The following is a 25,085-nucleotide window of genomic DNA, read 5'->3' as shown; positions in this document are numbered from 1 at the left end:
TTCAGCGAAAGAAAAGAAGTTTGGTTGGGGGCGGGCAGCCCGTAAAAGCCCGATTGGTGAGGGCTGAAAATCAGTGGGGGATGAAGCCCCCACTGATTAAAGTTTCACTTTATAATATTTTTCTTATAAAAACGTTTTCAAAATAATTTTTCTATTGAAATTTAAACGTATGTTTCATATGCTGAGAATGGCGGTTTAAAAACTGTGATTTAAGAGAGGTAGATTCCTACATGTAAAAAGAATCGGGGTGATAGTATGTTAAATATATATTTAACAGACCGAAACGGAAAACTACAAGAGATTGAGGAAATGCAAAAGGGGTGCTGGATTAATGTACTTCATCCAACAGAAGAAGAAATTCAATATCTAGTACAAACTTTAAATGTAGACTTAGATTTCATTAAAGACCCTTTGGATGATGAAGAACGCTCTCGTATTGAAAAGGAAGACAATAATACTTTAATTATCGTCGATATTCCGACAGTTAGACATGACGAAGAAGGAAATTCGATTTATGACACGATTCCAATAGGTATGATTGTGATGCCGGATTGTTTTGTTACAATCTGCTTAGAAGAGAATCCAATTTTTGAACGTTTTATTAATCAACGTATTAAAGAATTTTATACGTTTAAGAAGACGCGCTTTGCACTTCAGCTCTTATATACGATTTCTACTTATTATTTAAGATACTTAAAGCAAATAAATCGAAAAACAATTGATTTAGAGCATCAATTAAATCAGTCAATGAAAAATAAAGAGATTTTCACATTGTTAGGCCTTGAGAAAAGCTTAGTATACTTTACAACGTCATTAAAGGCTAATAAAATTGTAATTCAAAAGTTAATGCGTAATAGTACATTTTTAAAAATGTATGAAGACGATCAAGATTTATTAGAAGATGTATTAATTGAAAATAAACAGGCTATTGAAATGGCGGAAATATATAGTCATATTTTAAGTGGAATGATGAATACTTTTAGCTCCGTTATATCAAATAATTTAAATAGTGTTATGAAACTGTTAACGTCAATTACGATCATTTTATCTTTACCGACGATGGTTTCTAGTTTCTTTGGAATGAACGTAAAGGTTCCGTTTGAAGGAGAAGCCCACGGTTTTGTAATTGTACTCATCATATGTGTAACACTATCTTTCACGTTAGCTTTTGTTTTTTGGAAGAAACGTTACTTTTAACGATAAGAAAGCTGCTCTAGCATAGTTATACAACTACGCTAGAGCAGCTTTTTTGCTATGAAATCTCAAATTTTGAATAGAATATAACTTGTACAATGTAATGTATATAAAGGGTATGTATTCCATATAAGCCTTGTTCAATTAATGAAATGGGGTTAAAATTACATATTGTTAATGAAAAGTTGGAGGAAATACATCATGGAATTGTTTCAATTACCGAAAGCATTCCTGCAAATGAATACAATTTTTATCTCCATATTGATCGAAGCACTTCCTTTCGTGCTCATTGGTGTATTTATTTCAGGATTCATTCAAATGTTCGTGACAGAAGATATGGTGGCAAAATGGATGCCGAAAAACCGATTTCTGTCTGTTTTATTAGCTACTTTTTTAGGTATGTTGTTTCCGGGCTGTGAATGTGGAATTGTTCCGATTGTAAGACGATTAATTGGAAAAGGTGTTCCACCATACGCAGGGATTGCATTTATGTTAACTGGACCTATTATTAATCCAGTTGTATTATTTGCTACTTATGTTGCCTTTGGGAGTAGTATGCACATGGTATGGTATCGTTCTATTGTAGCGATTATCGTAGCCATTATCGTTGGAATTATATTATCCTTTATGTTTAAAGAACATCAATTAAGAGATGATCACTTCCCAGAAGTGAATAATAAGCGTCCACTGCGTAAAAAAATGTGGGATGTATGTACACACGCTGTTGAGGAATTCTTCTCAATGGGAAAATATTTAGTACTAGGTGCGTTAATTGCAGCAGCGGTACAAACGTTTGTACAAACTTCAACACTTCTTGCTATTGGACAAGGTCCGTTTTCTTCATCAGCTGTTATGATGGGACTTGCTTATATATTATCACTTTGTTCAGAGGCAGATGCATTTATCGCTTCTTCGTTCCAAAGTACGTTTTCAACAGCTTCACTTGTCGCGTTCCTCGTTTACGGACCGATGGTGGATATTAAAAATATGTTTATGATGCTTGCGACATTTAAAACGAAATTTGTAATTGTTGTTATAGTTACAGTTACTCTTGTTGTTTATGCAAGCTCACTACTCATTTATGCGATGGGGTGGTAGGTTATGTTTCGAGCATATATATTATTAGGTTTTACAATATTAATTGCGCAGCTTCATATTTCTGGTAACATTACGAAGTATATCAATATGAAGTATGCCTATTTATCAACAACAGCAGCAATTATTTTAGGTTTCTTAACGATTATACAAATTATCGTCGTTTTCCAAAAAGAGCACCAAAAGGAAAAAGAGAAAAATGATTGCAGTTGCGACCATAGCCATTGCGGGCATGATCATTCAAAAGATGAGAATACATGGTGGAAAAAAGCATTTTCGTACTCATTGTTTTGTTTTCCAATTATCTCAGGGTTATTTTTCCCAATTGCGACGCTAGATTCGGATATTGTTAAAGCGAAGGGCTTTCACTTTCCTGTTGCACAAGCAGAAAGTAAGGATCCATTTATGACAAGACAATTCCTAAGACCTGATACGAGCATTTATTACGGGAAAGAAGGATACCGCGGTGTAATGGAAAAAGGGAAGAAAGAGTTTGTTACGAAAGACAATATTAATTTGAAAGATGAAGACTTCCTAAAGGGTATGGAAACAATTTATAATTATCCTGGCGAGTTTACTGGGAAAAAATTATCTTTTAAAGGGTTTGTTTTTAGAGATGATTCTTCTAAAAAAGAACAATACTTCTTATTCCGTTTCGGTATTATACATTGCGTAGCAGATTCTGGTGTGTATGGTATGTTAGTGAAAAAACCAGAAGGCGTAGAGTGGAATAATGATGACTGGATTCAAGTAGAAGGAGAGATAACTACTGAGTTTTATCAGCCGTTTCATGCGAATATTCCTGTATTAGAAGTAACAAAATGGAATAAAGTTGAACAGCCGAAAGAACAATATGTATTTAGAGGAGCCGATTGATAAAATCGGTTCTTTTTTGTGGACTAAAAGTTCTGAATGTTGTTAATATTAAACGTGTAGTTCATTAGTATAGTGATTATTGAAATATTAGGGATAGATCATTAAAGGGGTGATAACAATGACAGAAGTAAAGGGGAAAACAGCTAATGAGTCAAGGGTGTTCAAAACGAGCCGAGTCTTCCCAACAGATTTAAATGATCATAACACGCTATTTGGTGGGAAGATATTAGCGGAGATGGATATGGTTGCTTCTATTTCAGCATCCAGACATTCAAGAAAGGAATGTGTCACAGCATCTATGGACTGGGTCGATTTCTTACATCCTGTTCGTTCTTCAGATTGTGTTAGTTATGAATCTTTCGTAATTTGGACGGGAAGAACTTCGATGGAAGTGTTTGTGAAGGTAGTGGCTGAAGATTTAATTTCAGGTGAGAAGCGTATAGCGGCAACGTCATTCGTTACTTTTGTGGCACTTAGTAAGGAAAATAATCCAGTTCCAGTACCGCGTGTTATCCCTGAAACCGAAGAAGAGAAAGAATTACATCGTATTGCTGTGTTACGTGCAGAACAGCGTCATATACGTAAGGCAGAGAGTAAGAAAGTAGCCACATTGTTAACCTTTTGAGATGAATATTTAGCCATTTAAGTTACTATAGCAGTCGGAAATGGTTTTAAAATGAAAAGCGGACACCTAAAAATAGGTGTCCGCTTTTATAGTTTTTTCATCCACATATCATATGACAGTAGCTACTTAGCAGAAGCAAGCAGCACCGACGATGATTAAGAGGATAAATAATACGACTAATAGCGCAAATCCATTACCATGTGCGAAGCCCATTGTTATTTCCTCCTTTTATTTTAAGATACAACATACAATATGCAAATGAGCTATTGTTTGATATGGACATATATCATGCAATGACATATTTTCTTGAATGATAATGTAATAAAAAAGGGAAGATATAGAAATAACAGTAAGTGGAGAAAGGAATTTATCCATGAAGCACTTTTTCGCTATAATCCTTTGTTTAATAGGTGTATTCATTTGGATGAACATCGATGTGGAAATGGGGAAGGAAATGGCTAGTGAATATGAATTAGGACAAGTTCGATTAGGTGAATTTCAACTATATACGAACGGTGAAGAGTTATATAGAAAATTATTTGACGATATAAACGATGCAGAAAAGTATATATATATCCATTTTTATATTGTAGGAAAAGACGAAATAAGCCAAGAGTTTTTACAGTTATTAGAGAAAAAAGCATCTAGCGGAGTAGAAGTGAAATTGTCAGTCGATCGGGTAGGCGGATATAAGCTGAAGAAAAAGGTAATTAGCCGATTAAAGGAAAACGGTGTGAAGTTTACATTTAGTAAAAAACCGAAACTGAAAAATATGTTCTATTCTTTGCATCAACGAAATCATAGACGTATTGTTACGATAGATGGAAAGGTATCATACGTCGGTGGCTTTAATATCGGAAAGGAGTACCTTGGACAAAATCCAAAGTTTGGGCCATGGCGTGATTATCACGTGCGTATCCATGGTGAGGGTGCAGCGGATATGGAAAGAAAGTTCGCCGAAGATTGGAAAGAAGATACAGGAGAAAAAATGCCTATACATGAAAGTATACCTACATTAGGGAATATAAAATATCAATATTTATTTTCAAATGGAAAAGGCTTATGGGAAAAATATGGAGCACTATTAAAGCAGGCTAAAAAGTCTTTAATTATCGCTACACCATATTTTGTACCAAGTAAAGAAATGGTGAAAGAGTTAAAAGCTGCATTAAATCGTGGTGTTAATGTGAAAATTCTCGTGCCATTTAAAAGTGATGCCATATTGTTAAAACAAGCTGCCTATCCATATTTGAAAGATATGTTACATGCTGGAGCGGAGATTTATCAATATCGAAATGGATTTTTTCATGGGAAAGTAACAATCATTGATGGAGAAATTGTTGATATTGGGACAGCGAATTTTGATAATAGAAGTTTTTATTTAAATTGCGAGTCTAACTGTATCATATATGATAAAACAGTTGTTGATGAAGTATGGAGTCGATTACAGGTAGACTTTCATAAATCAAAACGATTTTCTGAAGAAGATTTTGAGAAAATTAGTAGATGGGATTGGTTTTTAGCAAGAATAGCGAATGTTTTAGCATCATATTTATAGTATATGGACAAAAGAGAAGGGAGGCGCTTTAATGGACTGTATGAAAGAATTAATGAGATATAGTTATATGCTAATATACAAGGTTGGAGAGTATACTGGAAAGGTCAGAGACGAAGAATTAAAAAATCTATTACAGCACCATTTACCATATATGTTACAAGCATATAATGAACAAGTAAATTTTCAAGAAGGAGAGAATGTGCAGCATATAACCTGTGAACCAACGGAGTTTGATTTGCATGAAATGGAAAAGGAAACAGTTAGTAAATATACAGGGGATATTCATATTGCAACCAGTTATATTGCGCACTTGAAACGATTAGCTTTAAAGTTTGCTCAAGTTGCAGTGGAAGTTGCTAATCCAGAGTTTCGCTCATTTTTGGAAAATTGTTTCCTGAAAATGAACCGTTACGCTTATAGTGTGTGGCAATATGTTATGAAGAAGGAATATAAGATTACACATCTATATGAAAATGAAAAGTTTGCATGAGAAACTAAGGCGAAATGGTATGCGCCTTAGTTTTTTTACGTCCATTGAGAGAAAAAACTAGTTTTATTGTGTATCGATTGGAAATAAAATAAAATCAGGTTTTGTTATCAGAAAATTTACAAAAATTTACCGTATATTTACTGTTTTTCAATCTCTCCTTTAAAAATAGAGAGTAATATGAGGTTGTACATATTCTATCACAAGGAGGAAACGCAAATGAACAAATGGGTTAAATCATTAACTGCTATGGCACTTGCAAGTTCTTTATTAATGGTAGGTTGTAGTAAAGGTGAGGACAAGAAGAAAGAAGACGACACAACAACACAACAAGAGGATAAAAAGGATAAAGAAACAAGCGGAACCGAGAAGTCTACTGATTCTAAAGAAAAGAAATAAAGTAATAATAAAGCTTCCTCTCATATATGAGGAAGCTTTTTTGTTGTAAATTGACTGAGATTATTGAAAAATAGAAAGAGAATGAAAGAGGGGGAAAACAAATGAAAGTATGTATATTGGGAGCAACAGGACGAGTAGGTTCAAACATAATTAATTTAGCATTAAAGGATTCAGCTGAAGTGACTGCATTAGCGCGTGATTTAAATAGAATAGAAATACAACATGAAAGGCTACGAGTGATAGAAGGTAATGTATTGAACGAAAATGATATAAAGAAAGTGATAGAAGGAAGCGATATAGTAATTAGTACACTTGGAACGGATCAAAATGGAACATTAGGGAAGAGTATGCCACAAATCATTAAGCAAATGGAAGAAGAAGGGGTTCGTAGAATCATAACAATAGGAACAGCTGGTATTTTACAAGCAAGAACAAATCTAAATTTATATCGTTTTCAATCAACGGAATCAAAAAGGAAAACGACAACGGCAGCGGAAGATCATTTGGCTGCATATAAAGTACTAAGTAATAGTAATAATTTATGTTGGACAGTTGTTTGTCCGACACATTTAATAGATGGTGAGGCGACAGAGGTATATCGAACTGAAAAAGATATATTGCCAGAGGGTGGATCAAAAATTACAGTGGGTGATACAGCACACTTTGCATGGGATCTATGTAAGAAAAACATATATGAAAATAGTCGAGTAGGTATTGCATATTAAAAAACCATCCCGAAGTCGGGATGGTTAAAAGATGATATAACACAAGAAGATGATAATCATAATGATTTGGAGAATTGCTTTCGCTACTGTACTGCTTAAAAAACCAACTACAGTAGCGACTCCAACTAGAAAGGCATCTTTTGGCGCTTTTTTATGCACTAGTTCTGTTATAAATACTGATAAGAACGGTATGATAATAAGTCCGAATGGTGGGAAGAAGAACGATCCGACAATGATAGAAATCATTCCGACACGTTCGCCCCATTTAGAACTACCGTATTTTTTTAAGAAATATCCATTTGCAATAAAATCAGCAACGAAAATGAAAAGAGTGAAAATGACTTGAATAATCCAAAAAGAAGTTGTTAATTCGCCTCCATTTATACCGAAATGGTAAATCAAATATCCAGCCCAGACAGCTAGTATGCCAGGGATAATTGGATAAATAAAGGCGAGAAATGAAACAATGAAACAGGCAATGATACAAATTGTTAATAAAACGGTCACTTTATAGCTCCTTTTTAATATCTAGTTTATGTACAGCAACTTTTTTGACTTGATGTCCATCAAGTTCTAATACTTTAAATTGAAAACCAGCATATTCAATGGAATAGCCAGCTTCAATATTTAAGTCAACTGCTTGAGAAAGAAGCCATCCTCCGATTGTATCTAAATCACTATCATCAATATGTAGGCCAAACATATCATTTACTTCAGAAATAAGCACCTTTCCATCTAAAACAGTAAGCTTAGGTGTACGCTTTTCAATCATAGGTGATTCATCCGCATCGAATTCATCTTGAATTTCTCCAATGATTTCTTCAAGAATATCTTCCATCGTTAAAAGTCCGGCAGTACCACCATATTCATCCATAACGATTGCCATCTGAACGCGATTTTTTTGAAGATGGACTAACGTTTTACGAATTGGAACTGTTTCAAATACAGTTAGAACAGGATGTATATAAGATTCAAGTGGTTTATAAATACCTTTCGTTTGATCATGGAATACTTCTTTCGTATTGATCATCCCAATGATATCATCTTTATCTTTTTCGATAATTGGATAGCGTGTATATTTTTCAGTAGCGACGATATCCATATTTTCTTCTAACGTATTTTCAGTAGATAAGCAAATCATTTCGGTACGAGGAACCATAATTTCTTTTGCAACTCGATCATCAAATTCAAAAATGTTATTTACATATTTATATTCGGTTTGGTTTATTTCACCGCTTTTAAAACTTTCACCTAAAATGAGTCGCAATTCCTCTTCAGAATGAGCAAGTTCACTTTCTTTCGCAGGTTCTAATCCGAGTAATTTTGTGAAAAATATAGCTGTACTATTGAGTAGCCAAATGAATGGGTACATAATTTTATCAAATAAAATAAGCGGTCTTGCAAATTTGAGTGTGATCGCTTCTGCTTTTTGAATTGCGAAAGACTTTGGAACTAATTCACCTAATACAACGTGGAAAAATGTAATAACGCTAAAAGCGATAACAAAAGATAAAGTGTTAGCCATTGTTCCAGTAATATTAATTTTTTCAAAGAGCGGTCGTAGTATATGCTCCACAGTTGGTTCACCAAGCCAACCAAGTCCTAAAGAAGTGATTGTAATTCCGAGCTGACAAGCTGATAAATAAACATCTAAATTAGATAGGACGCTTCTTGCAGCTAAAGCTTGTTTATTACCTTCATTTGCAAGTTGGTCAATTCGACTTTTTCGTACTTTTACAACAGCGAATTCTGATGCAACGAAAAAGCCAGAAATAAGAATAAGTACAAAGATGAGAAAAATATTTAATATGTCCAAGCGTGTTCTCCATTCCAAGGTTTGGAATAAAGATGTCACCTCCTGCAATTATGTTATACTTTTATAATAAATCCAAATGAAAAGAATAGTCAAAGGAAAAGGGTAAATATTGGTATGTTTCTGTAATAGTTTTTGAATTTGCTGTTATTTTGTCCGCTATACAAAAGGAATAACCCCCTACTTTTAGATTATAGAGGGTTATTTTAAATTAAGGTTTTGGAACACTTCTCGTTAAAGTGTATGACTGTTGCTTGGAGTAGTTTGTGGTCCATAGTGTTTGAAGGAAAGAAAGTATGCTATATGGGATATAGAGTAGTAATAAGCCGATTGTAACAATTATGGGTGAATTTCCGCCAAATTGAACGATAAATTGTAACAGTCCATTTGCATGAAAAACGCATTCCATAAAAACGAATGAAAGAATAATGGAACCTAAAATTGATTTATGATTCGAAGTAAGCGCCAAAAACAATGTATCCACAAGAAAAGAATCATGTTTTATTTCATATTCATTTGTGTTTTTTAAGAAAGGAATCCATTTTTTTACTGCTTGCATAACGATAATCATGGAAGTACTACATACGATGATAAATGATGAGTAGTAAGGAAGGTTTATAAATTGTGCGACGTATAGAAGTAGTAATAAGACTGAACATTGTAATACCACAGTACAAAAAGAGTAAGGAATCCATTTCAATACAGTAGTAAACTTTTTAAACGAGTTAGGTACTTTGAAAAATAAATGGCCGATACCCAAACTTATGAAAAATCCGATCGCAAGGGTAAAAGTAAAACGAACAATCGATATAAAATATATTTCCCATATGTAAGGGAATAATGGTGTTGAATGATTAGAAGTATGTATCATTTGGTTTGCTGAGAAAAAGATAGATTCATGCATCCAATCAACCTTTGGAATTGATATAGAAGAAAGCTGTGCGAAGTTTTGAAAAATGCTAATAAATCCATTTTGATAAGAATAATTGTGTGTAATAAAAAGAGCTGGAATAGGACTTATGGCAAAAATAACAATAATGCCAATTATAAATTTACATATATGTGAGCGTAATAAGGACATATAACCACCTACTCTTAGAATATTCAGAAAATTCTTATTCTTATTTTAGCTTTTTTTGAAAGAAGTTACAATATATTTTTCATTCAGTAATTCAGAGAGAAGATTTGATAGCAAAAATATGCAAGTGAAGGATTCATGAATAAATTATGACAAGAAAATGAATAATTTTCAGAAAAATAAAATAAATTATTTATTTTTTTCTGAAAATATAATATAGTTATGGCACAGAAAGTATTTTAACATAAGGAGGCTTTTTATGAGGATTAAAGGGAATTACGTGCCGAAAAGGGAAGTTTTACTGTGCTCAAGTTCGATTACGATAGGGGAAGCGTTAGAGCATTTAAATAAAACGGGGTATCGTTGTGTACCAGTTTTAGATGAAAAAAAAGAGAAATTTTTAGGGAATATATATAAAGTAGATATTTTAGAATATAAAGGATCACTTGATGAGAGTGTAATACAATTATTAAACGATAAAGAAGGATTTGTGAGAGAAGATTCATCTTTCTTTAAAGTATTTTTTACAATAAAAAAATTGCCTTATTTATCAGTAGTTGATGAAAAAGGGGTTTTCCTTGGAATTTTAACGCATAAAAAAGTTTTTGAGTTATTAGAGGATGCATGGGGTGTTCACTCTAGTAAATACTCTGTCATGATTGGAACGCAAGACTATAATGGAGCAATCCAAAAGTTATCGACAGTTTTAAAGAAATACACTGGTATTCAAAGTTTGATGACTTTTGATAATGATGCCTTATTAGTTCGTAGAATTATGTTTACATTAGGAGAAGAGTTTAACGACGGTGAATTAGAGACATTATTGAAAGATTTAGAAGATCACGGATTTAGAGTTGTGTATGTGGAAGAGATGAAAAATCCACGCGAAGTTGAAACGATAGAGTAACATACAAAAGCCATCTAAATTATATTAGATGGCTTTTGTATGTTACGTGTATAAAGTTATTTGAAAATAACGATCGAATAATAGGTGAGATTATAACAATATTTGTGTAAGAGAATAAAAAATGTAGATAATTTCGATTTTCAAAAAAATCAATTTGAAAATATGTTTTTATTTTGCAACTAAATATGTTACTATATGTGTGATAAAAACAAAGAGGTCTGACAACTATACTCCACGTAATAACACTCTAATGATTTAAAAATTCAAAAAAATCAAAAATTAAAATAATAATTATATTAATGATTAGAGTAAAAATAAGGGGAATGGAGAAATTATGGAGAAAGACACTGCTTTGTAAGGGGCATATTTTATCATCTTGAGCAGAGAGGAGGATGCATAGCATATTGTAAAATATAGAGATAAACAATGAAAAAGTGCTATGCAAATGAAGAGCATGAAGGGACGTTTAAGGCCAGGTGATACGGTAGCAATTGGTTTAATGCTATTTGCATTATTTTTAGGAGCAGGAAATTTAATTTTTCCGCCAGTTTTAGGTCAACAAGCAGGAGAGAATGTTTGGATTGCTACAATAGGATTCCTTGTAACGGGAGTCGGATTACCCCTACTAGCTGTAACAGCTGTCGCGTTTGTAGAGGGGGACTTGAAAGCGCTATCTTCTAGAGTCCACCCTATATTTGCGTTTATTTTCCCATTGATTAGTTATTTAGCAATTGGACCATTTTTCGCGATTCCTCGTACTGGAGCTGTTTCGTTTGAAATGGGTATGAAGCCTTTTTTATCAGAGGCAATGGTTTCAGAGTGGTACATGCTATTTCTTTTCACGATAGTTTTCTTCGGAATAACGTGGTATTTATCATTAAATCCATCTAAATTAGTGGATTGGTTCGGAAAGTTTCTTACACCATTATTAGTATTAATTGTGGCTGTTATTGTCGGAAAGGCAATTATTGATCCAATTGGAGAGCCAGCTGCGCCGTTAGCTGCTTACAAAGAAAATGCTTTCTTTGGTGGATTTATTCAAGGATATTTAACGATGGATGCAATTAGCGCGCTCGTATTCGGAATTGTCGTTGTACAAGTTATCCGCTCTAAAGGGATAAAAGAGAGTAGTCAAATTGCAAAAATAACAGTAGTATCAGGTATTATTGCTGTACTTGGTTTAACGTTAATTTATTTATCACTTGCTTATCTTGGTTCAACAAGTACATCACTTGGTATCTCAGAAAACGGTGGTCTTATTTTAACGAATGTTGTAAATGAGCTATATGGGACGAGTGGTAAAATTTTATTAGGGCTTGTTATTATACTCGCTTGTTTAACAACTTCTGTTGGGTTAACATCTGCGTGTGCGGGTTTCTTTACAAACTTATTCCCAAAACTTTCGCATAAAACGATTGTAACAATGGTATGTGTATTTAGTTTAATTGTATCTAACCTAGGTTTAACACAATTAATCGCAGTAACATTACCTGTGTTAATGATCATTTATCCAGTTGCAATCGTATTAATTGTACTTTCGTATTTCCATAAGTGGATTGGGAAGCGTAATACAATTTATATTGGAGCTATTTTAGGTGCATTGTTAATTAGTTTCTTTAACGGTTTAGAAAGTGCGAAAATTAAAATTGACGCGATTTCTAATGTACTACAAATGTTACCGTTATATAACGAAGGAATCGGATGGTTAATTCCATCATGTATTGGCGGGATTCTCGGTTTCTTCTTCTATAAATCAAATGAATCAAGTGAATTACAAAAGAAAGGTGCTTAGGCACCTTTCTTTTTTTGAAGGGGATTTTTGTATTTTGTCTAAGTAATAATTGGGGGGGATGATAAATGGCTAATTTTGAAGATTTTTTAAATTTGGATTTGAGAATTGGAACTGTAATACATGCAGAGGAATTTAAAGAAGCGAGAGTACCAGCGATTAAACTAGCAATAGATTTTGGAGAAATCGGGATAAAGCAGTCAAGTGCTCAAATTACGAAAAGGTATAGTCCAGAAGATTTAATCGGTCAACAAATCGTTGCTGTTGTAAACTTTCCACCAAAGCGTGTAGCTGGATTCAAATCAGAAGTGCTTGTGCTTGGTGGTGTTCCTGAAGCTGATGATGTTGTGTTACTTCAGCCTAATATGAAATTGCCAAATGGAACAAAAATTAGCTAGGGTGAAGGTAGGGGCTAATATGGATATCGGACGAGAATATTTGCAATGTGCGATTTCGAACTTTAAAGCAACAAAGAAACAAGGGGAGCGGGCACTTTCTCAATTATCATATGAACAAATACAATGGTCTTCTCATGAAGAAACAAATAGTATAGCGATTATTATTAAGCATCTTCACGGTAATATGCGTTCTAGATGGACGGATTTTTTAACGTCTGATGGTGAAAAAACAGATCGTAATCGAGATGGTGAATTTGAAGGATGCTATCACTCAAAAGAAGAAACCCTTATAGCTTGGCAAGAAGGATGGAAATATGTTTTTAATACGATGAATACTTTAACGCCGGAACACTTATTGAAGACGGTATACATTCGCGGTGAAGCACATACTGTCATGCAAGCAATTGAAAGGCAAATTGCTCATTATGCATTGCATATTGGTCAGATTATTTACATTGGGAAGATGTTAAAAGAAAATGAGTGGGAATGTTTAAGTATTCCGAGAGGTCAGTCTACGCGTTCTGTAGAGAAAAAACGTTCAACATAATAATAAGAAAGAAACCGATAAAAAATGGGAAAAAAGAAAGTCAGCCAAATAATAGATGGTTCTGTAATCATAAGAATACTGCCAAAAATAAGTCCATATATAATAAGAAAGAAATTGAAAAGTGTATTCACAGGGAGAAATCGTGAGATAAACACTTGCTGTCGTTTAAAACAATCACTGTGAAATAAATAAAAGCGGAAGTACCATGTGGCTGTAATAAGGTCTTTCTTTCTCACAATTCTTTTTTTGCATGTATGACAGATAAATGGTGGTTGCATTTCATTACGCTCCATTTTTTATTTTCATAATAATGTGAGACAAAAGTAGGTACAAAGTGTATGTTCCTATATACGCTCCTGCAATAAGGAAAAATGGATTCAGTAAAATTCCATGAATGCTCGTCATGAAAACTAAATCTTGTATTAAAACATCGTATATATTAATGGAAATAATTATACCGAGTACATACAGTGCCAAGTACGCAGAAATATGTAGCACAATAGCGATTTTTGGTTGCTTAGCGGACAAATAAAAAATGAATGATAGAGCAATTGGTAATATTCCTATTAATAGCTTCAATTCATTTCACCTCATTAACAATATAGCCGAAATTTTAACGGTCTATTCTCTAGGGCTTGTACATAACTTGAAATAGAGAGGTGATAGTATGAATCGGGGCTTTTTTTTTATGAAGTTTACAAGTATGCGTAAGTTAGTTTTATTTGTTATTACTACAATGCTAGCGACTTTTTTTCTTATTAGTATGATGGTAACCTCTATGAAAGAGACAAAGTCAACGTATTTATATAATTGGTTAAATGAGTTATCGATGAATGGTTACATGTATGTACTTGGAAAAGAGAATCATTATTTTACACAGGAGTATCGAAATTTGAATCAAGATTTTTCAATTTCTTCTTTTCTCTTTTCTATGGCTACAAATATTCGCTTTAATGATGTACGCAGTTTCGTCGGGAAAGAGCTCCCGGGGTTTGGTAAGTACGATACAGAAATTGTTATTGCGGGTGAGGGTACAAATTATTCTAACTTACCGATAGAGTCGAGTGTTCCTCTTGAAGAAGTGGTGAAGGAACGGACTAGTGGAACTGGACAAGTACCTAAACAAGATACGAGTAAAGAGAAAAAACAGCCGTCCCAAACGACTGGGAAGAGACAAGTTGCGTTTATTTATCATACACATAGCTGGGAATCTTATTTACCTTTACTTAACTTAACGAATGACCCGAATCCGAATAAAGCAACGAGTTCTGTATCGAATATTTCTATATTAGGAGATCGTTTCCGTGAACAACTAGAAGGTGAAGGGATTGGAGCTACTAACGATAAGAGTGATGTTGGTCAAAAGTTAATAAGTAAAGGTTTAAACAGTAATAGTTCGTATAAAATGTCACGAGAAATTGTGCAGCAAGCTATGGCTGGAAATAAAGATCTTCAATACTTTTTTGATTTGCATCGTGATAGTGCCCGAAAGAATGTAACGACAAAAACAATTGGAGATAAGTCATATGCAAAGCTTGCATTTGTAGTAGGGAAAGGAAATAAAAACTATGAAAAAAACTTACAATTAGCGACAGCTTTACATGAGGCGATTAATAAGAAATATCCAGGAGTGAGCCGTGGGGTCATTCAAAAAGGGTTCCAGACAGGAAATGGAATCTATAATCAAGACCTATCAGGACAAGCAATATTAATTGAAGTTGGCGGTGTAGATAATACAGAGGAAGAATTGAATCGATCAATTGATGCACTTGCTAAAGCATTTGGTGAATATTTTTGGCAGGCAGAAAAAGTGAATGGATAAAGTGAAACGTGAATTAGCCAGGACATCTATCGATAATTATTAGCGCACTTCAATCTTGAAAAAACGTAAGTGTAATGCTTGCGTTTTTTCTTTGTAATGGTGAGACGTCACAGAATAGACATAATTTGTCGTTGTTATAGTAATATCGAAATTTGTCAATTTATAGTAGGAGATTTACAAAGGAATTTTCGGGAAAGTAGAGAAAATCTTTTTATAAGGAAAACTTTTTATTATGAAACTGGTAGGGTGATTGAAGTGATTAGGGAAATCGAAATAGAAGATGCAGCATCATTTTTGCAATTAAGTAAGCAATTAGATGAAGAAACGAAGTTTATGCTATATGAACCAGGAGAAAGGAAAACTACAGCTGAGCAACAAGAAAAAATGATCCATCGATTTATGGAAAATGAATATGCAACAATATTTGTAGCAGTTGAAGATGAGAGAATAGTAGGTTTTATATTAGTGAATGGAAATAACATTCAAAGAAAGAGGCATGTGGCAAGCATTGTAATTGGTATTTTGCAAGAGTATAGCGGGCGAGGTATTGGGACGAGATTGTTTAAAGAGGTTGAGAAGTGGGCAAAATTACATGATGTATGGCGTTTAGAATTAACAGTAATGGCCCACAATACAAGAGCTCAGGCACTATATAAAAAAGCTGGATTTGAGAAAGAAGGTGTCAAAAAAGCTGCTCTTATTATCGATGGAAAGGGCATCGATGAGTATGAAATGGCCAAATTATTAAAATAAGAGGTCGTTATATGAAAAAAAGATGGGCACTACTTGGTATTGTAGCTGCAATAATTATTATTGGAGTAGCAGGAATCAATTATAAAATGTATAAGGATAAGCAGGCGCGGGAAGTAAGTGTAAATAGCATATTTCCGAAAGCGAAAGAAACGATTGCTAATATGGATGGGGATATTGCGGTAATTAATAATCCGAATTCAATGCTTGTACTTGTAAATAAAAGTAGGCGTTTACCAGATGGGTATAGACCGCCAGATTTAGTTATTCCGAAAGTGCGCTACTCTAGTGAAGGTGATCAAGAAAAGAAAAAGATGAGAAAAGAGGCAGCGAGGGCGCTTGAGGATATGTTTCAGCAGGCTGACAACGAGCGTATTTTTCTTTTTGCAGTTTCTGGATTTAGATCTTTTGATCGACAAAAAGCATTAAATACGATGTATAAAAAACAAGACGGGGAAGCAAAAACAGCAATGTCTAGCGCGGTTCCTGGCACAAGTGAGCATCAAACTGGACTAGCTATGGATATTACGTCTCAATCTGCTAAATTTCAGTTAGAGACGGTTTTTGGGGAAACGAAAGAAGGTCAGTGGCTTTCTGAAAATGCCCATAAATTTGGTTTTGTTGTTCGATACACAAAAGCGAAAGAAACGATTACGGGTTATCGGTATGAACCATGGCACGTAAGGTATGTGGGAAATCCACAAGCTACATATTTGTATGATAATCAACTGACGCTTGAAGAAGTAACAGAGTAAATGATTGAGGGGAGAGACGTATAATGACGATGTTATATAAGAAAAAAGTACATGCATATATTACAAGAGAAAAAGAGGGGGTTATGCAATTACTTGTTTTTAAACATCGTGATATACATGAAGCTGGTATTCAAGTGCCAGGAGGAACGGTTAATGAAGGTGAAACGTTAGAAGCGGCTATATTGCGTGAAGTACAGGAAGAATCCGGATTGCGTCATTTATGCATAGAACGTTTTTTAGCAGATTACATCATACATATGAAAGAAAAACAGGAATATGAAAAACGCCACTTTTTTCATGTAACTTTACTAACAGATGTAAAGGATACTTGGGAACATATTGTAAGTGCTGGTGAGGAAGATAAAGGATTAGTATTTTGCTACGAATGGGTTGATATTGCAAAATGCCCTGAATTAGCTGGGAAACAAGGTGAGTTTTTACATTTGTTAGATGAAGTATACGCACAGTAATGTAAGAGTCTGAAGCGAAGTTTAATCCGTTTCAGACTTTTTTTATTTTTCGGGAAATTAAAGGTGTTTAAATAAGGATATTGAATTTCTTTAAAGGGATATTAATTTAGGATGTGTTGAGGTGAAAAATTGAAAAATTAAGGGTTATACGCTAAAAAAGTTCATATAAGGGAGAATATAAATGGAAATTCAGTTTAATCCAATCTTAAAAAAGGAATTAACAATTCAAGATATTCAAAATGAAATGGAATCTGGAAAGTTAACTTCAAAAGAGCTAGTAATGTATTATCTCTATAGAATCGCAAAGTATGATCAAGACGGACCGAAAATCAATTCAATTTTAGAAATCAATCCAGATGCTATTTTTATTGCAGAAGCGTTAGATTATGAAAGAAAGACAAAAGGCGTAAGGGGACCATTGCATGGAATACCTGTTTTGCTTAAGGATAATATTGAAACGAATGACTCCATGCATACAAGTGCAGGTACAATAGCTCTAGAACAAAATATAAGCAGTGAAGATGCATTTCTTGTTACTAAACTGCGAGAAGCAGGGGCAGTGATAATTGGAAAAACGAATATGACAGAATTAGCAAATGCAATGTCTTTTGAAATGTGGGCTGGATATAGTGCAAGAGGTGGTCAAACAATCAATCCATACGGAACGGGCAAGGATCATATGTTTGTTGGCGGATCTAGTACAGGATCTGCGATAGCAGTTGCTGCTAACTTTACAGTAGTATCTGTTGGGACAGAAACCGATGCTTCTATTTTGAGCCCCGCTGTTCAAAATTCTGTAGTAGGTATTAAACCGACTGTCGGTTTAATTAGTCGTAGAGGAATTATTCCATTTACTTATTCACAAGATACAGCTGGACCATTTGCTAGAACGGTAACCGATGCTTCTATTTTGCTAGGGAGTTTAATTGGGGTAGATGAGAAAGATGTTGCTACTCATAGAAGTGAAGGTAGGGCAGAGCATGATTATACAAAATATCTTGATGTTAATGGCTTAAATGGAGCGAAGATTGGTGTGTTTAACGCTGCACCAAAAGATTATTACGAAAATGGTGAGTATGATGAAATCTTGTTTAAGGAAACGATCCAAGTATTACGTAATGAAGGAGCGACAGTAGTAGAAAATATTGATATTCCTTCTTTTCATAGAAAATGGAGTTGGGGAGTTCCGCTTTATGAACTGAAGCATAGTTTAGATAACTATCTTTCTAAATTACCTTCTACTATTCCGGTACATTCTATTTCAGAGTTAATGGAGTTTAATAAAAACATAGCAGAAAGAGCTTTAAAATATGGACAAACCAAGTTAGAGGGAAGAAAAGACTTTCCAAATACGTTACGAAATCCAGAATATTTAAATGCGAGATTAGAAGATATATATTTTTCTCAAGAACAAGGCATTGATTTTGCATTGGAAAAATATAATCTTGATGCGATACTGTTTCCTTCCTATATAGGTTCTACTATATGTGCGAAAGCGGGTTATCCGTCTATAGCAATACCAGCTGGGTATATGGAAAGCGGGAGACCTTTTGGAATTACGATTGCAAGTACTGCCTTTAGTGAAGGGGTATTAATTAAGCTAGCTTATGCTTTTGAACAAGCGACAAAGCATAGAAAAATCCCCAACTTATCATGAATAGAATAAACAAAGAGGACAGGAATCCCTGTCCTCTTTGTTTTAGTGATTAAAATGAAATATCGTTCTGCTCTGTCTTATGATATTTTAATAAACTAAAGGATAAACAAGCGGAACATAAAATAAGAATAGAAGCAATGATATAAATTGTACGAACACCGAACATATCAGTAATAATGCCAATGCTAAGCATAGATAGTCCAGAGGCTGTTGAAAGAAGTGCACCATGTGCTGTATACATTTTGGATAATAAAGCAGGGGCGACACTTGATTGTAAAACAGTCGTTTGGGAAATATCTCTAATTTGATAACATGGTCCCATTAGAACACATAGAAAAAGCGCAATAAATCCGCTGCTTGTCATACCGTATAAAAATGTAAGAATACTAAACATAAGAGAGCCAATCGACATAGATCGTATTAAATTGTTTTGAATATAGGAACTCATTTTCCAGGCTAATAGACCACCGATTAACGTGCCAACATAATAACTTGTATTAATATATCCCCACCATTCTTCGCCCTTATGAAGGATAGTCGTAACGTATGCCATCGTAATAGCACCAATCCATATTGTCCCTGCGAAAGTTTCGATTAAGTCCATATATGTAACGGTACGGAGAGAAGGATTTTGAAATAGGAGTTTCCAACCTTCCAATAAAACAGTACTTTTGGAAGAGGGAGAATCTGCTATTCTTTCAGTATGTATGGAACGTAATGAAAAATGTAATGCAATGCATCCGAAAATCATTAAAATGTTATTAATCATGAGTGTAGAAGTAGCGCCAATGAGAAGAACGACAATACTCGTAAATGAATAAGCAACGGCTTGCACAATTTGTGTTGAAAAGGAAAAGATACTATTTACTTTTACTAATTTTTCTTTCGGTGTAAGGCGCGGAAGAATACCGTATAATAATGGAGCACTCCACCCACTACATAATGAAATGACAAAAATAAAAGTTAATAGAGCTATAATGTTTGTGGATAAGACCGGGAACAAAATCATTAATAATAGTAAAAAGACTGTTTTCAGCCATTGGAGCGTATATAACAGCGTATAAGATGGAAAACGATTTATTATAAGTGGTGCAGAGATGTTAGCAATTAGATTTGTGATAACTTGTAATAATGGAAAAAGAGCAGTAATAGTAGCTGATTTAGTTGCTATATAAATATGAGTTGTAATAATCATTACATATACGATGTCAGCGAGAGTAATGCATATTTTGGAACCTAAATAGTAGATTAGTGACAGGTTTCTCAATAAGATTATCACCTCTATAAAAAATAGTATTTAGTAATTAGAATAATTGTAATTTAAAAATTAAAATTTTTAAAGAATTTAATTTTTTGTCACTTTTTGAAAGGGATTTTCATGTATAATGAAGAATATATTGATATAGTATTATATTAATGATCATTGTAACAGTGAGTATGTACAATAGCTTGTAGCAAACGCCCAAGTGTAAGAAAGGGCGGATAAACCATTCTTTTCTTCATATACATATAGAAAATGAGAAAGAAAGTGAGGGTTGCATATGGCTGCTTGGGTAATTTGGTTTATAATAGCTGGTATTTTATTTATCGCAGAAATGTTGTCGATTACATTTTACATGCTTTGGCTTGGAATTGGAGCTGTTGTCGGAGGTCTTATTGCTTTGTTTGCTCCTGATGCACTACTGTTACAAGTTACTGTTGGTGCAATTGTAAGTTTAACTTTGACATTCTTTACGAAAAGAATTTCAAAAAACTTTCGAGAAGCAAAAGGTTTTACTGATACAGTAGATATGCTTGTTGGTAAAAAAGGGATTGTTATGCAAGCGATTACAAATGAAGCGAATGGTATTGTGAAAGTGGATGGAGATACTTGGACAGCTATTGCAGATTCTTCAATTGATGCTGGAGAAAAAGTCGTTGTTATAAAGAGGCATAGTACTATATTACAAGTGAAAAAGGAGAGTGAATAAATATGGTAGCATTAACGTTAACGATTATATTCGCACTAATTGTAGTTACATTTATCGCATTAACAATTAAAATTATTCCTCAGCAAAAAGTTGGGGTTGTTGAAAGATTTGGTAAGTTTCAACGTATCATGCACCCAGGGTTAAATATTTTAATACCAATTGTAGATCGTGTTCGTGTATATCATGACTTACGTATTCAACAAACGAATGTACCACCGCAAAAGGTAATTACGAAAGATAATGTTCAAGTAGAAATTGATACTATTATTTTCTATCAAATTGTTGAACCAGAACTTGCGACATATGGTATTTCAAACTATGAATATGGTGTTCGTAATATTACTTCAGCAACGATGCGTCAAATTATCGGTAAAATGGAACTGGATGAAACGTTATCTGGTCGTGAAAAAATTTCAACAGAAATCCGCTTAGCGCTTGATGAAGCAACAGAAAAATGGGGCGTACGTATTGAACGTGTCGAAGTTGTTGATATTAACCCGCCAAAAGATGTGCAAGCATCAATGGAAAAACAAATGAAGGCTGAGCGTAATAAACGTGCGATTATTTTAGAAGCTGAAGCAGCAAAACAAGATAAAGTCCTTCGTGCTGAAGGGGAAAAGCAAAGTAAAATCTTGATGGCTGAAGGGGATAAAGAAGCGCGTATTCGCGAAGCTGAAGGTATAAAAGAAGCAAAAGAATTAGAAGCGCAAGGGGAAGCAAGGGCAATTGAAGAAATCGCAAAAGCAGAACAAAATCGTATTGAATTGCTTCGTGAAGCGAATTTGGATGAGCGTATACTTGCTTACAAATCATTTGAATCATTAGCTGAAGTTGCAAAAGGACCAGCAAATAAAGTCTTTATTCCGTCTAATGCAATTGAAACACTTGGTACTCTTGGGGCAATTGGAGAAATATTTAAAGAAAAACAAGTGAAGAAACTACCTTCAAATGATACAGGAAAAGAACAATAAAAGTGAGGAAGAGAAATGGGATACCATTTCTCTTTTTTTGCGTATATTCCGAAAAGCTTGTACATATCCATGTATAAAGAAGGTGATGCAGTGAAAAAGTATGCAACTCGAATACATGGGAAGAAACTGATTTCGTTACTCCTTTTATATGCGCTAATAGTAATTATGATAGCGTCGATTTTGACGTCATTTTTACATACAATGAAATCGAATTATGCAAATCAATGGTTTGGAAAAGTATCGATGCAAGGTTTTGTTCAAATGATAGAAAGTGAGAATCGCTATTACGGATTTGATTATTTTAAGAAGAATAAAAGAGAGTCAGTTGGAAATTTAATGTTCTCTATTGCGACAGATTTGAAAATTAAAGATTTAAGAACATTCGTCGGTAAAGAAGTACCTGGTATGTCAAAGTATTATTCTAATATTATCGTAGCTGGGGAAGGGACAAACTTGACGAATATCCCAAATGAATCTAGTGTACCGATTGAAGAAGTAACGAAAGAACGGGAAGTAGCAAAAGATAAAGTTACAGAAGCGGAAAAGAATAATCCGGTTCAGAAAAAGAACGGAGCGAAAAAAGGTGAAAGTGCAGTATATATTTATCATACACATAGCTGGGAATCCTTCTTTCCATTATTACCAGGGGCTACGGATCCATCAAGTCCAGATGTAAATGTGTCCTTACTAGGGAAACGTATGAAAGAGCAACTTGAAGGACAAGGAATTCCGGTAGTTCACGATAAAACGAATATGGGTGATTTATTAGCGAGTAAAAAATGGAAATGGCCGCAATCATATAAAGCGTCTCATGAATATGTAAAAGAAGCATTAGCACAAAATAATAAAATTGCGTTTCCAATTGATATACACCGTGACGATCAGCGTAAGAAAGTAACAACAAAAGTAATTAACGGAAAATCGTATGCAAGATTATATTTTATAATTGGGATGGAAAATGAAGGCCGTGCTGAAAATGAAAAAATTGCAAGAGCGATCAATAGTTATTTAGATGAAAACTACTACGGATTAAGTAGAGGGATTTTTCCCAAGTATAAAAAAGATGGAAATGGCGTTTATAATCAAGATTTATCGAAAAATGCGATGTTAATTGAAGTTGGTGGTGTTGATAATACGTTAGATGAATTATATAACACAATTGATGTGTTAACAGAAGCGTTTAGTAAATATTATTGGAATGATGCGGAAAAAGTGAATGGATGAGGGACGGGAGACCGTTCCTTTTTTATTTTGGAATCTTAAAATGTGATATAATGGAATTTTATGAATGTTAAATAAAGGGAGAGAGAAACATGCAAATACTACTAATACGCCACGGAGAATCAGAAGCTGATATTTTACATGTGCATGAAGGTCGAGCTGATTTTGAGTTAACTGACAAAGGGAGACAACAAGTACAAAGACTTGTACAGAAAGTGAAAAAAGATTTTGCGCCAGATTTCATTTGGGCAAGCACATTAAAACGCGCTCGTGAAACGGGTGAAATATTAGCAGAAGCAATTGGTTGTCCAATTCAATTAGAAGAGGAATTAATGGAGTTTAATAATGGAGTGCAAGCAGGCTTATCATTTGAAGAAGCAAAGAAATATCCAGAGCCAAAGTTTCTTCATGACCGTTTTGAAAACGGAGAATCATTTATTGAGTTTCGAATGAGAATAGAAGGAATCTTTTCTAAAATTATGATAGAGAATACATATGATCGAATTGCAATTGTTGCCCATGGAGGCGTAATTAATAGTCTATTACGTGCATTTTTCAAAATGCCAATTTCAATGGACTACTATTTCAAAATGGGAGATACGGGAATAAGTTTAATTGAAATTGAGGGTGAACAAAAAACGGTGCATTTCATTAATGATACGAATCATTTGGACGGGATGTAAAGACTTATGTACAAAGTTGTATTTTTCGATGTTGACGGTACGTTATTAAGTGAGATTGATAGAAGCATGCACGAAAGTACAAAAGAAGCGATACGAAGGTTAATAGATAAAGGAATTCACGTAGTTGTTACAACTGGAAGACCGTATAGTTTATGCTCACAATTTAAGGAACTAGGTATAAATACGTTTATTTCAGCAAATGGTGCACATATAAAATGTGGGAAAGAAGTTATACATAAATCAGTACTTTCAAGCGAAATCGTTCATGATATTTCAAATTTTGCTGAATTACATGGTCACAGTGTTTCTTACTTTACAGAAGAATTTGCAATGAATAATATTGCTTCCAAAGATGAACGTGTCATGCGAGCGTTAAATGAAACTTTAAATTTAGAGCGGTATCCTGACAAAGTTAGAAACTTATCAGATGAGATGTATTGCATATGTCTGTATGCTGATGATACAGAAGCTCAAAAATTCATTGAAAGATATCCAGCACTTACGTTTGAGCGTTTTCATGGTTACGTTATAAATGTATTGGAAGATAGTAAAGTATCGAAGCTAACTGCAATTCAAAAAGTATTGGAACATTTAAACATTAGTAAATTAGAAGCCATTGCTTTTGGCGATGGTGGAAATGATATTGAGATGTTGCAGTATGTAGGATTAGGAGTTGCGATGGGAAATGGTGGAGAGGAGTTGAAGAGAAGGGCTGATTTCGTTACAACGAAGGCGAGTGAAGGCGGAATTTCTTATGCCTTAAAGAAGTTGCGAATTATTTAAAACTAATAGTTAGTCAGTGTGAAAAATCCTGTTTTAATAATGGCTTTTGTTAATATGTATACTGTTTTAGGGAATTATTTGAGCTCTCCTACTTACAATTTAACTGCAGAACAAATCCTTTATTTTCGCTTAGCAGGGCTGTTTGGTATGTTGCTGTCACCACTTGCAGGTCTTTTAACAAAGAGGTTTGAAGTAAGGAAAGTTCTTCAAGGAGGATTGTTGATTGTTATTTTTAGTCTAAGTTCAATGGGCTTTGTTTCGGATCTATCTCTACTTGTAATGATGAGTGTCTGTTTTGTAATAGGTATTGCTATATCCGTTCCGTCTTTAGTTTCTCTTGGAGGTCAATTAGGAGGGAAAGCAAGGGGAATATACTTTTATTTTATTTTTAGGTACTAGTATAGGACCTATCATTTCTATTTATCTTATGAAAATAGGAGGTTATGCTCAAACATTTATTTTATTAGGAATGATACTTTTTATTGGTTTTGTAGCTAATTAATGAATGAGTG

30 protein-coding genes are annotated in these 25,085 nt (G+C 34.0%); 23 read left to right on the top strand and 7 right to left on the bottom strand.

Translation table 11 applies throughout. The annotated features are described in order from the left end of the window. The first annotated feature begins 255 nt into the window (after positions 1 to 255). The 4 genes from ACK1U5_RS08715 to ACK1U5_RS08700 all read left to right on the top strand — a co-directional run bounded on the left by ACK1U5_RS08715 (position 256) and on the right by ACK1U5_RS08700 (position 3,790). A complete protein-coding gene (locus tag ACK1U5_RS08715; protein ID WP_000932389.1) occupies positions 256 to 1,197 on the top strand; it encodes a magnesium transporter CorA family protein in 942 nt (313 codons plus the stop codon). 198 nt (positions 1,198 to 1,395) lie between these two features. Then, the gene (locus tag ACK1U5_RS08710) at positions 1,396 to 2,292 is read left to right on the top strand and encodes a permease (RefSeq protein WP_000418716.1); all 897 of its coding nucleotides are present in this window, start codon (positions 1,396 to 1,398) and stop codon (positions 2,290 to 2,292) included. A 3-nt stretch (positions 2,293 to 2,295) separates the two neighbouring features. Then, the gene (locus ACK1U5_RS08705) at positions 2,296 to 3,165 is read left to right on the top strand and encodes a TIGR03943 family putative permease subunit (protein ID WP_000488043.1); all 870 of its coding nucleotides are present in this window, start codon (positions 2,296 to 2,298) and stop codon (positions 3,163 to 3,165) included. A gap of 118 nt (positions 3,166 to 3,283) precedes the next feature. After that, positions 3,284 to 3,790: an acyl-CoA thioesterase gene (locus tag ACK1U5_RS08700; protein ID WP_000141164.1), complete on the top strand. Its 507-nt coding sequence runs from the start codon at positions 3,284 to 3,286 to the stop codon at positions 3,788 to 3,790. 126 nt (positions 3,791 to 3,916) lie between these two features. Here the strand turns inward: ACK1U5_RS08700 and ACK1U5_RS08695 are convergent, their stop codons facing one another. Next, positions 3,917 to 4,003: a YjcZ family sporulation protein gene (locus ACK1U5_RS08695; RefSeq protein ID WP_000505094.1), complete on the bottom strand. Its 87-nt coding sequence runs from the start codon at positions 4,001 to 4,003 to the stop codon at positions 3,917 to 3,919. Positions 4,004 to 4,163: 160 nt separating this feature from the next. On the opposite strand from ACK1U5_RS08695, the gene cls reads away from it, so the two are divergent. The 4 genes from cls (at position 4,164) to ACK1U5_RS08675 (ending at position 6,959) form a co-directional block, all read left to right on the top strand. Continuing rightward, positions 4,164 to 5,348: a cardiolipin synthase gene (gene cls / locus ACK1U5_RS08690; protein ID WP_030025390.1), complete on the top strand. Its 1,185-nt coding sequence runs from the start codon at positions 4,164 to 4,166 to the stop codon at positions 5,346 to 5,348. A gap of 31 nt (positions 5,349 to 5,379) precedes the next feature. Then, on the top strand, positions 5,380 to 5,838 hold the full coding sequence (locus tag ACK1U5_RS08685; RefSeq protein ID WP_044584381.1) for a spore coat protein: 459 nt from the start codon (positions 5,380 to 5,382) through the stop codon (positions 5,836 to 5,838). A gap of 216 nt (positions 5,839 to 6,054) precedes the next feature. After that, positions 6,055 to 6,234 carry a hypothetical protein gene (locus ACK1U5_RS08680; RefSeq protein WP_001045960.1) on the top strand — a complete coding sequence of 60 codons (180 nt, stop codon included), beginning with the start codon at positions 6,055 to 6,057 and terminating at the stop codon, positions 6,232 to 6,234. Positions 6,235 to 6,335: 101 nt separating this feature from the next. Beyond that, a complete protein-coding gene (locus tag ACK1U5_RS08675; RefSeq protein WP_000861655.1) occupies positions 6,336 to 6,959 on the top strand; it encodes an NAD(P)-dependent oxidoreductase in 624 nt (207 codons plus the stop codon). 24 nt (positions 6,960 to 6,983) lie between these two features. Here ACK1U5_RS08675 and ACK1U5_RS08670 read toward each other — a convergent pair whose 3' ends face one another. The 3 genes from ACK1U5_RS08670 to ACK1U5_RS08660 form a co-directional block, all read right to left on the bottom strand. Beyond that, complete coding sequence (locus tag ACK1U5_RS08670) at positions 6,984 to 7,466, bottom strand: DUF456 domain-containing protein (RefSeq protein ID WP_000217334.1); 483 nt, start codon at positions 7,464 to 7,466, stop codon at positions 6,984 to 6,986. A 1-nt stretch (position 7,467) separates the two neighbouring features. Beyond that, complete coding sequence (locus ACK1U5_RS08665; RefSeq protein WP_000353738.1) at positions 7,468 to 8,775, bottom strand: hemolysin family protein; 1,308 nt, start codon at positions 8,773 to 8,775, stop codon at positions 7,468 to 7,470. 208 nt (positions 8,776 to 8,983) lie between these two features. Continuing rightward, positions 8,984 to 9,853 carry a hypothetical protein gene (locus ACK1U5_RS08660; RefSeq protein WP_030025400.1) on the bottom strand — a complete coding sequence of 290 codons (870 nt, stop codon included), beginning with the start codon at positions 9,851 to 9,853 and terminating at the stop codon, positions 8,984 to 8,986. 256 nt (positions 9,854 to 10,109) lie between these two features. Between ACK1U5_RS08660 and cbpA the strand changes: the two genes are divergently transcribed. The 4 genes from cbpA to ACK1U5_RS08640 all read left to right on the top strand — a co-directional run bounded on the left by cbpA (position 10,110) and on the right by ACK1U5_RS08640 (position 13,491). Then, positions 10,110 to 10,757 (top strand): cyclic di-AMP binding protein CbpA, encoded by a 648-nt coding sequence (gene cbpA, locus ACK1U5_RS08655; RefSeq protein WP_001220526.1) that lies wholly within the window; start codon positions 10,110 to 10,112, stop codon positions 10,755 to 10,757. A gap of 454 nt (positions 10,758 to 11,211) precedes the next feature. Further along, positions 11,212 to 12,549, top strand: coding sequence for a branched-chain amino acid transport system II carrier protein BrnQ4 (gene brnQ4 / locus ACK1U5_RS08650; protein WP_011110049.1), 1,338 nt, complete (start codon positions 11,212 to 11,214; stop codon positions 12,547 to 12,549). A gap of 65 nt (positions 12,550 to 12,614) precedes the next feature. Beyond that, a complete protein-coding gene (csaA, locus tag ACK1U5_RS08645) occupies positions 12,615 to 12,944 on the top strand; it encodes a chaperone CsaA (RefSeq protein ID WP_001263016.1) in 330 nt (109 codons plus the stop codon). After that, the gene (locus ACK1U5_RS08640; protein WP_000435829.1) at positions 12,925 to 13,491 is read left to right on the top strand and encodes a DUF1572 domain-containing protein; all 567 of its coding nucleotides are present in this window, start codon (positions 12,925 to 12,927) and stop codon (positions 13,489 to 13,491) included. The genes csaA and ACK1U5_RS08640 overlap by 20 nt, the downstream gene beginning before the upstream one ends. Here the strand turns inward: ACK1U5_RS08640 and ACK1U5_RS08635 are convergent. After that, positions 13,452 to 13,769 carry a hypothetical protein gene (locus ACK1U5_RS08635; RefSeq protein WP_002098535.1) on the bottom strand — a complete coding sequence of 106 codons (318 nt, stop codon included), beginning with the start codon at positions 13,767 to 13,769 and terminating at the stop codon, positions 13,452 to 13,454. The genes ACK1U5_RS08640 and ACK1U5_RS08635 overlap by 40 nt on opposite strands. A gap of 4 nt (positions 13,770 to 13,773) precedes the next feature. Continuing rightward, positions 13,774 to 14,070 carry a hypothetical protein gene (locus tag ACK1U5_RS08630; protein ID WP_000770734.1) on the bottom strand — a complete coding sequence of 99 codons (297 nt, stop codon included), beginning with the start codon at positions 14,068 to 14,070 and terminating at the stop codon, positions 13,774 to 13,776. Positions 14,071 to 14,158: 88 nt separating this feature from the next. Here ACK1U5_RS08630 and spoIIP (ACK1U5_RS08625) point away from each other — a divergent pair, with 88 nt between their 5' ends. The 5 genes from spoIIP (ACK1U5_RS08625) (at position 14,159) to ACK1U5_RS08605 (ending at position 18,945) form a co-directional block, all read left to right on the top strand. Continuing rightward, positions 14,159 to 15,313, top strand: a complete 1,155-nt coding sequence (spoIIP, locus tag ACK1U5_RS08625) for a stage II sporulation protein P (protein ID WP_001079280.1) — start codon at positions 14,159 to 14,161, stop codon at positions 15,311 to 15,313. 255 nt (positions 15,314 to 15,568) lie between these two features. Beyond that, positions 15,569 to 16,066 (top strand): GNAT family N-acetyltransferase, encoded by a 498-nt coding sequence (locus tag ACK1U5_RS08620; protein WP_000617574.1) that lies wholly within the window; start codon positions 15,569 to 15,571, stop codon positions 16,064 to 16,066. An 11-nt stretch (positions 16,067 to 16,077) separates the two neighbouring features. Further along, a complete protein-coding gene (locus ACK1U5_RS08615) occupies positions 16,078 to 16,818 on the top strand; it encodes a M15 family metallopeptidase (protein ID WP_000747647.1) in 741 nt (246 codons plus the stop codon). Positions 16,819 to 16,841: 23 nt separating this feature from the next. Then, positions 16,842 to 17,288 carry an NUDIX hydrolase gene (locus ACK1U5_RS08610; protein WP_000178289.1) on the top strand — a complete coding sequence of 149 codons (447 nt, stop codon included), beginning with the start codon at positions 16,842 to 16,844 and terminating at the stop codon, positions 17,286 to 17,288. Between the two features lie 181 nt (positions 17,289 to 17,469). Further along, positions 17,470 to 18,945, top strand: coding sequence for an amidase family protein (locus ACK1U5_RS08605; RefSeq protein ID WP_069605250.1), 1,476 nt, complete (start codon positions 17,470 to 17,472; stop codon positions 18,943 to 18,945). 49 nt (positions 18,946 to 18,994) lie between these two features. Here the strand turns inward: ACK1U5_RS08605 and ACK1U5_RS08600 are convergent, their stop codons facing one another. Beyond that, on the bottom strand, positions 18,995 to 20,212 hold the full coding sequence (locus ACK1U5_RS08600) for an MFS transporter (protein ID WP_069605249.1): 1,218 nt from the start codon (positions 20,210 to 20,212) through the stop codon (positions 18,995 to 18,997). A gap of 274 nt (positions 20,213 to 20,486) precedes the next feature. Between ACK1U5_RS08600 and ACK1U5_RS08595 the strand changes: the two genes are divergently transcribed. The 6 genes from ACK1U5_RS08595 to ACK1U5_RS08570 all read left to right on the top strand — a co-directional run bounded on the left by ACK1U5_RS08595 (position 20,487) and on the right by ACK1U5_RS08570 (position 24,972). Beyond that, a complete protein-coding gene (locus ACK1U5_RS08595; protein ID WP_000741974.1) occupies positions 20,487 to 20,915 on the top strand; it encodes an NfeD family protein in 429 nt (142 codons plus the stop codon). Positions 20,916 to 20,917: 2 nt separating this feature from the next. Further along, a complete protein-coding gene (locus tag ACK1U5_RS08590) occupies positions 20,918 to 21,886 on the top strand; it encodes an SPFH domain-containing protein (protein WP_000226253.1) in 969 nt (322 codons plus the stop codon). A gap of 15 nt (positions 21,887 to 21,901) precedes the next feature. Continuing rightward, the gene (gene spoIIP, locus ACK1U5_RS08585; protein WP_002098533.1) at positions 21,902 to 23,110 is read left to right on the top strand and encodes a stage II sporulation protein P; all 1,209 of its coding nucleotides are present in this window, start codon (positions 21,902 to 21,904) and stop codon (positions 23,108 to 23,110) included. Between the two features lie 89 nt (positions 23,111 to 23,199). Beyond that, entirely contained in the window at positions 23,200 to 23,790 is a 591-nt protein-coding gene (locus ACK1U5_RS08580) for a histidine phosphatase family protein (protein ID WP_001166433.1), read from the top strand. Between the two features lie 6 nt (positions 23,791 to 23,796). Then, the gene (locus tag ACK1U5_RS08575) at positions 23,797 to 24,573 is read left to right on the top strand and encodes a Cof-type HAD-IIB family hydrolase (protein ID WP_000278964.1); all 777 of its coding nucleotides are present in this window, start codon (positions 23,797 to 23,799) and stop codon (positions 24,571 to 24,573) included. A gap of 39 nt (positions 24,574 to 24,612) precedes the next feature. Continuing rightward, positions 24,613 to 24,972 carry a hypothetical protein gene (locus ACK1U5_RS08570; RefSeq protein WP_003284084.1) on the top strand — a complete coding sequence of 120 codons (360 nt, stop codon included), beginning with the start codon at positions 24,613 to 24,615 and terminating at the stop codon, positions 24,970 to 24,972. Positions 24,973 to 25,085 lie beyond the last annotated feature (113 nt).

The sequence above is a fragment of the Bacillus sp. XB1 genome (assembly GCF_053557995.1).
Note: the sequence above shows the minus strand (reverse complement) of the source record. Positions and strands in the feature narration are given on the sequence as shown.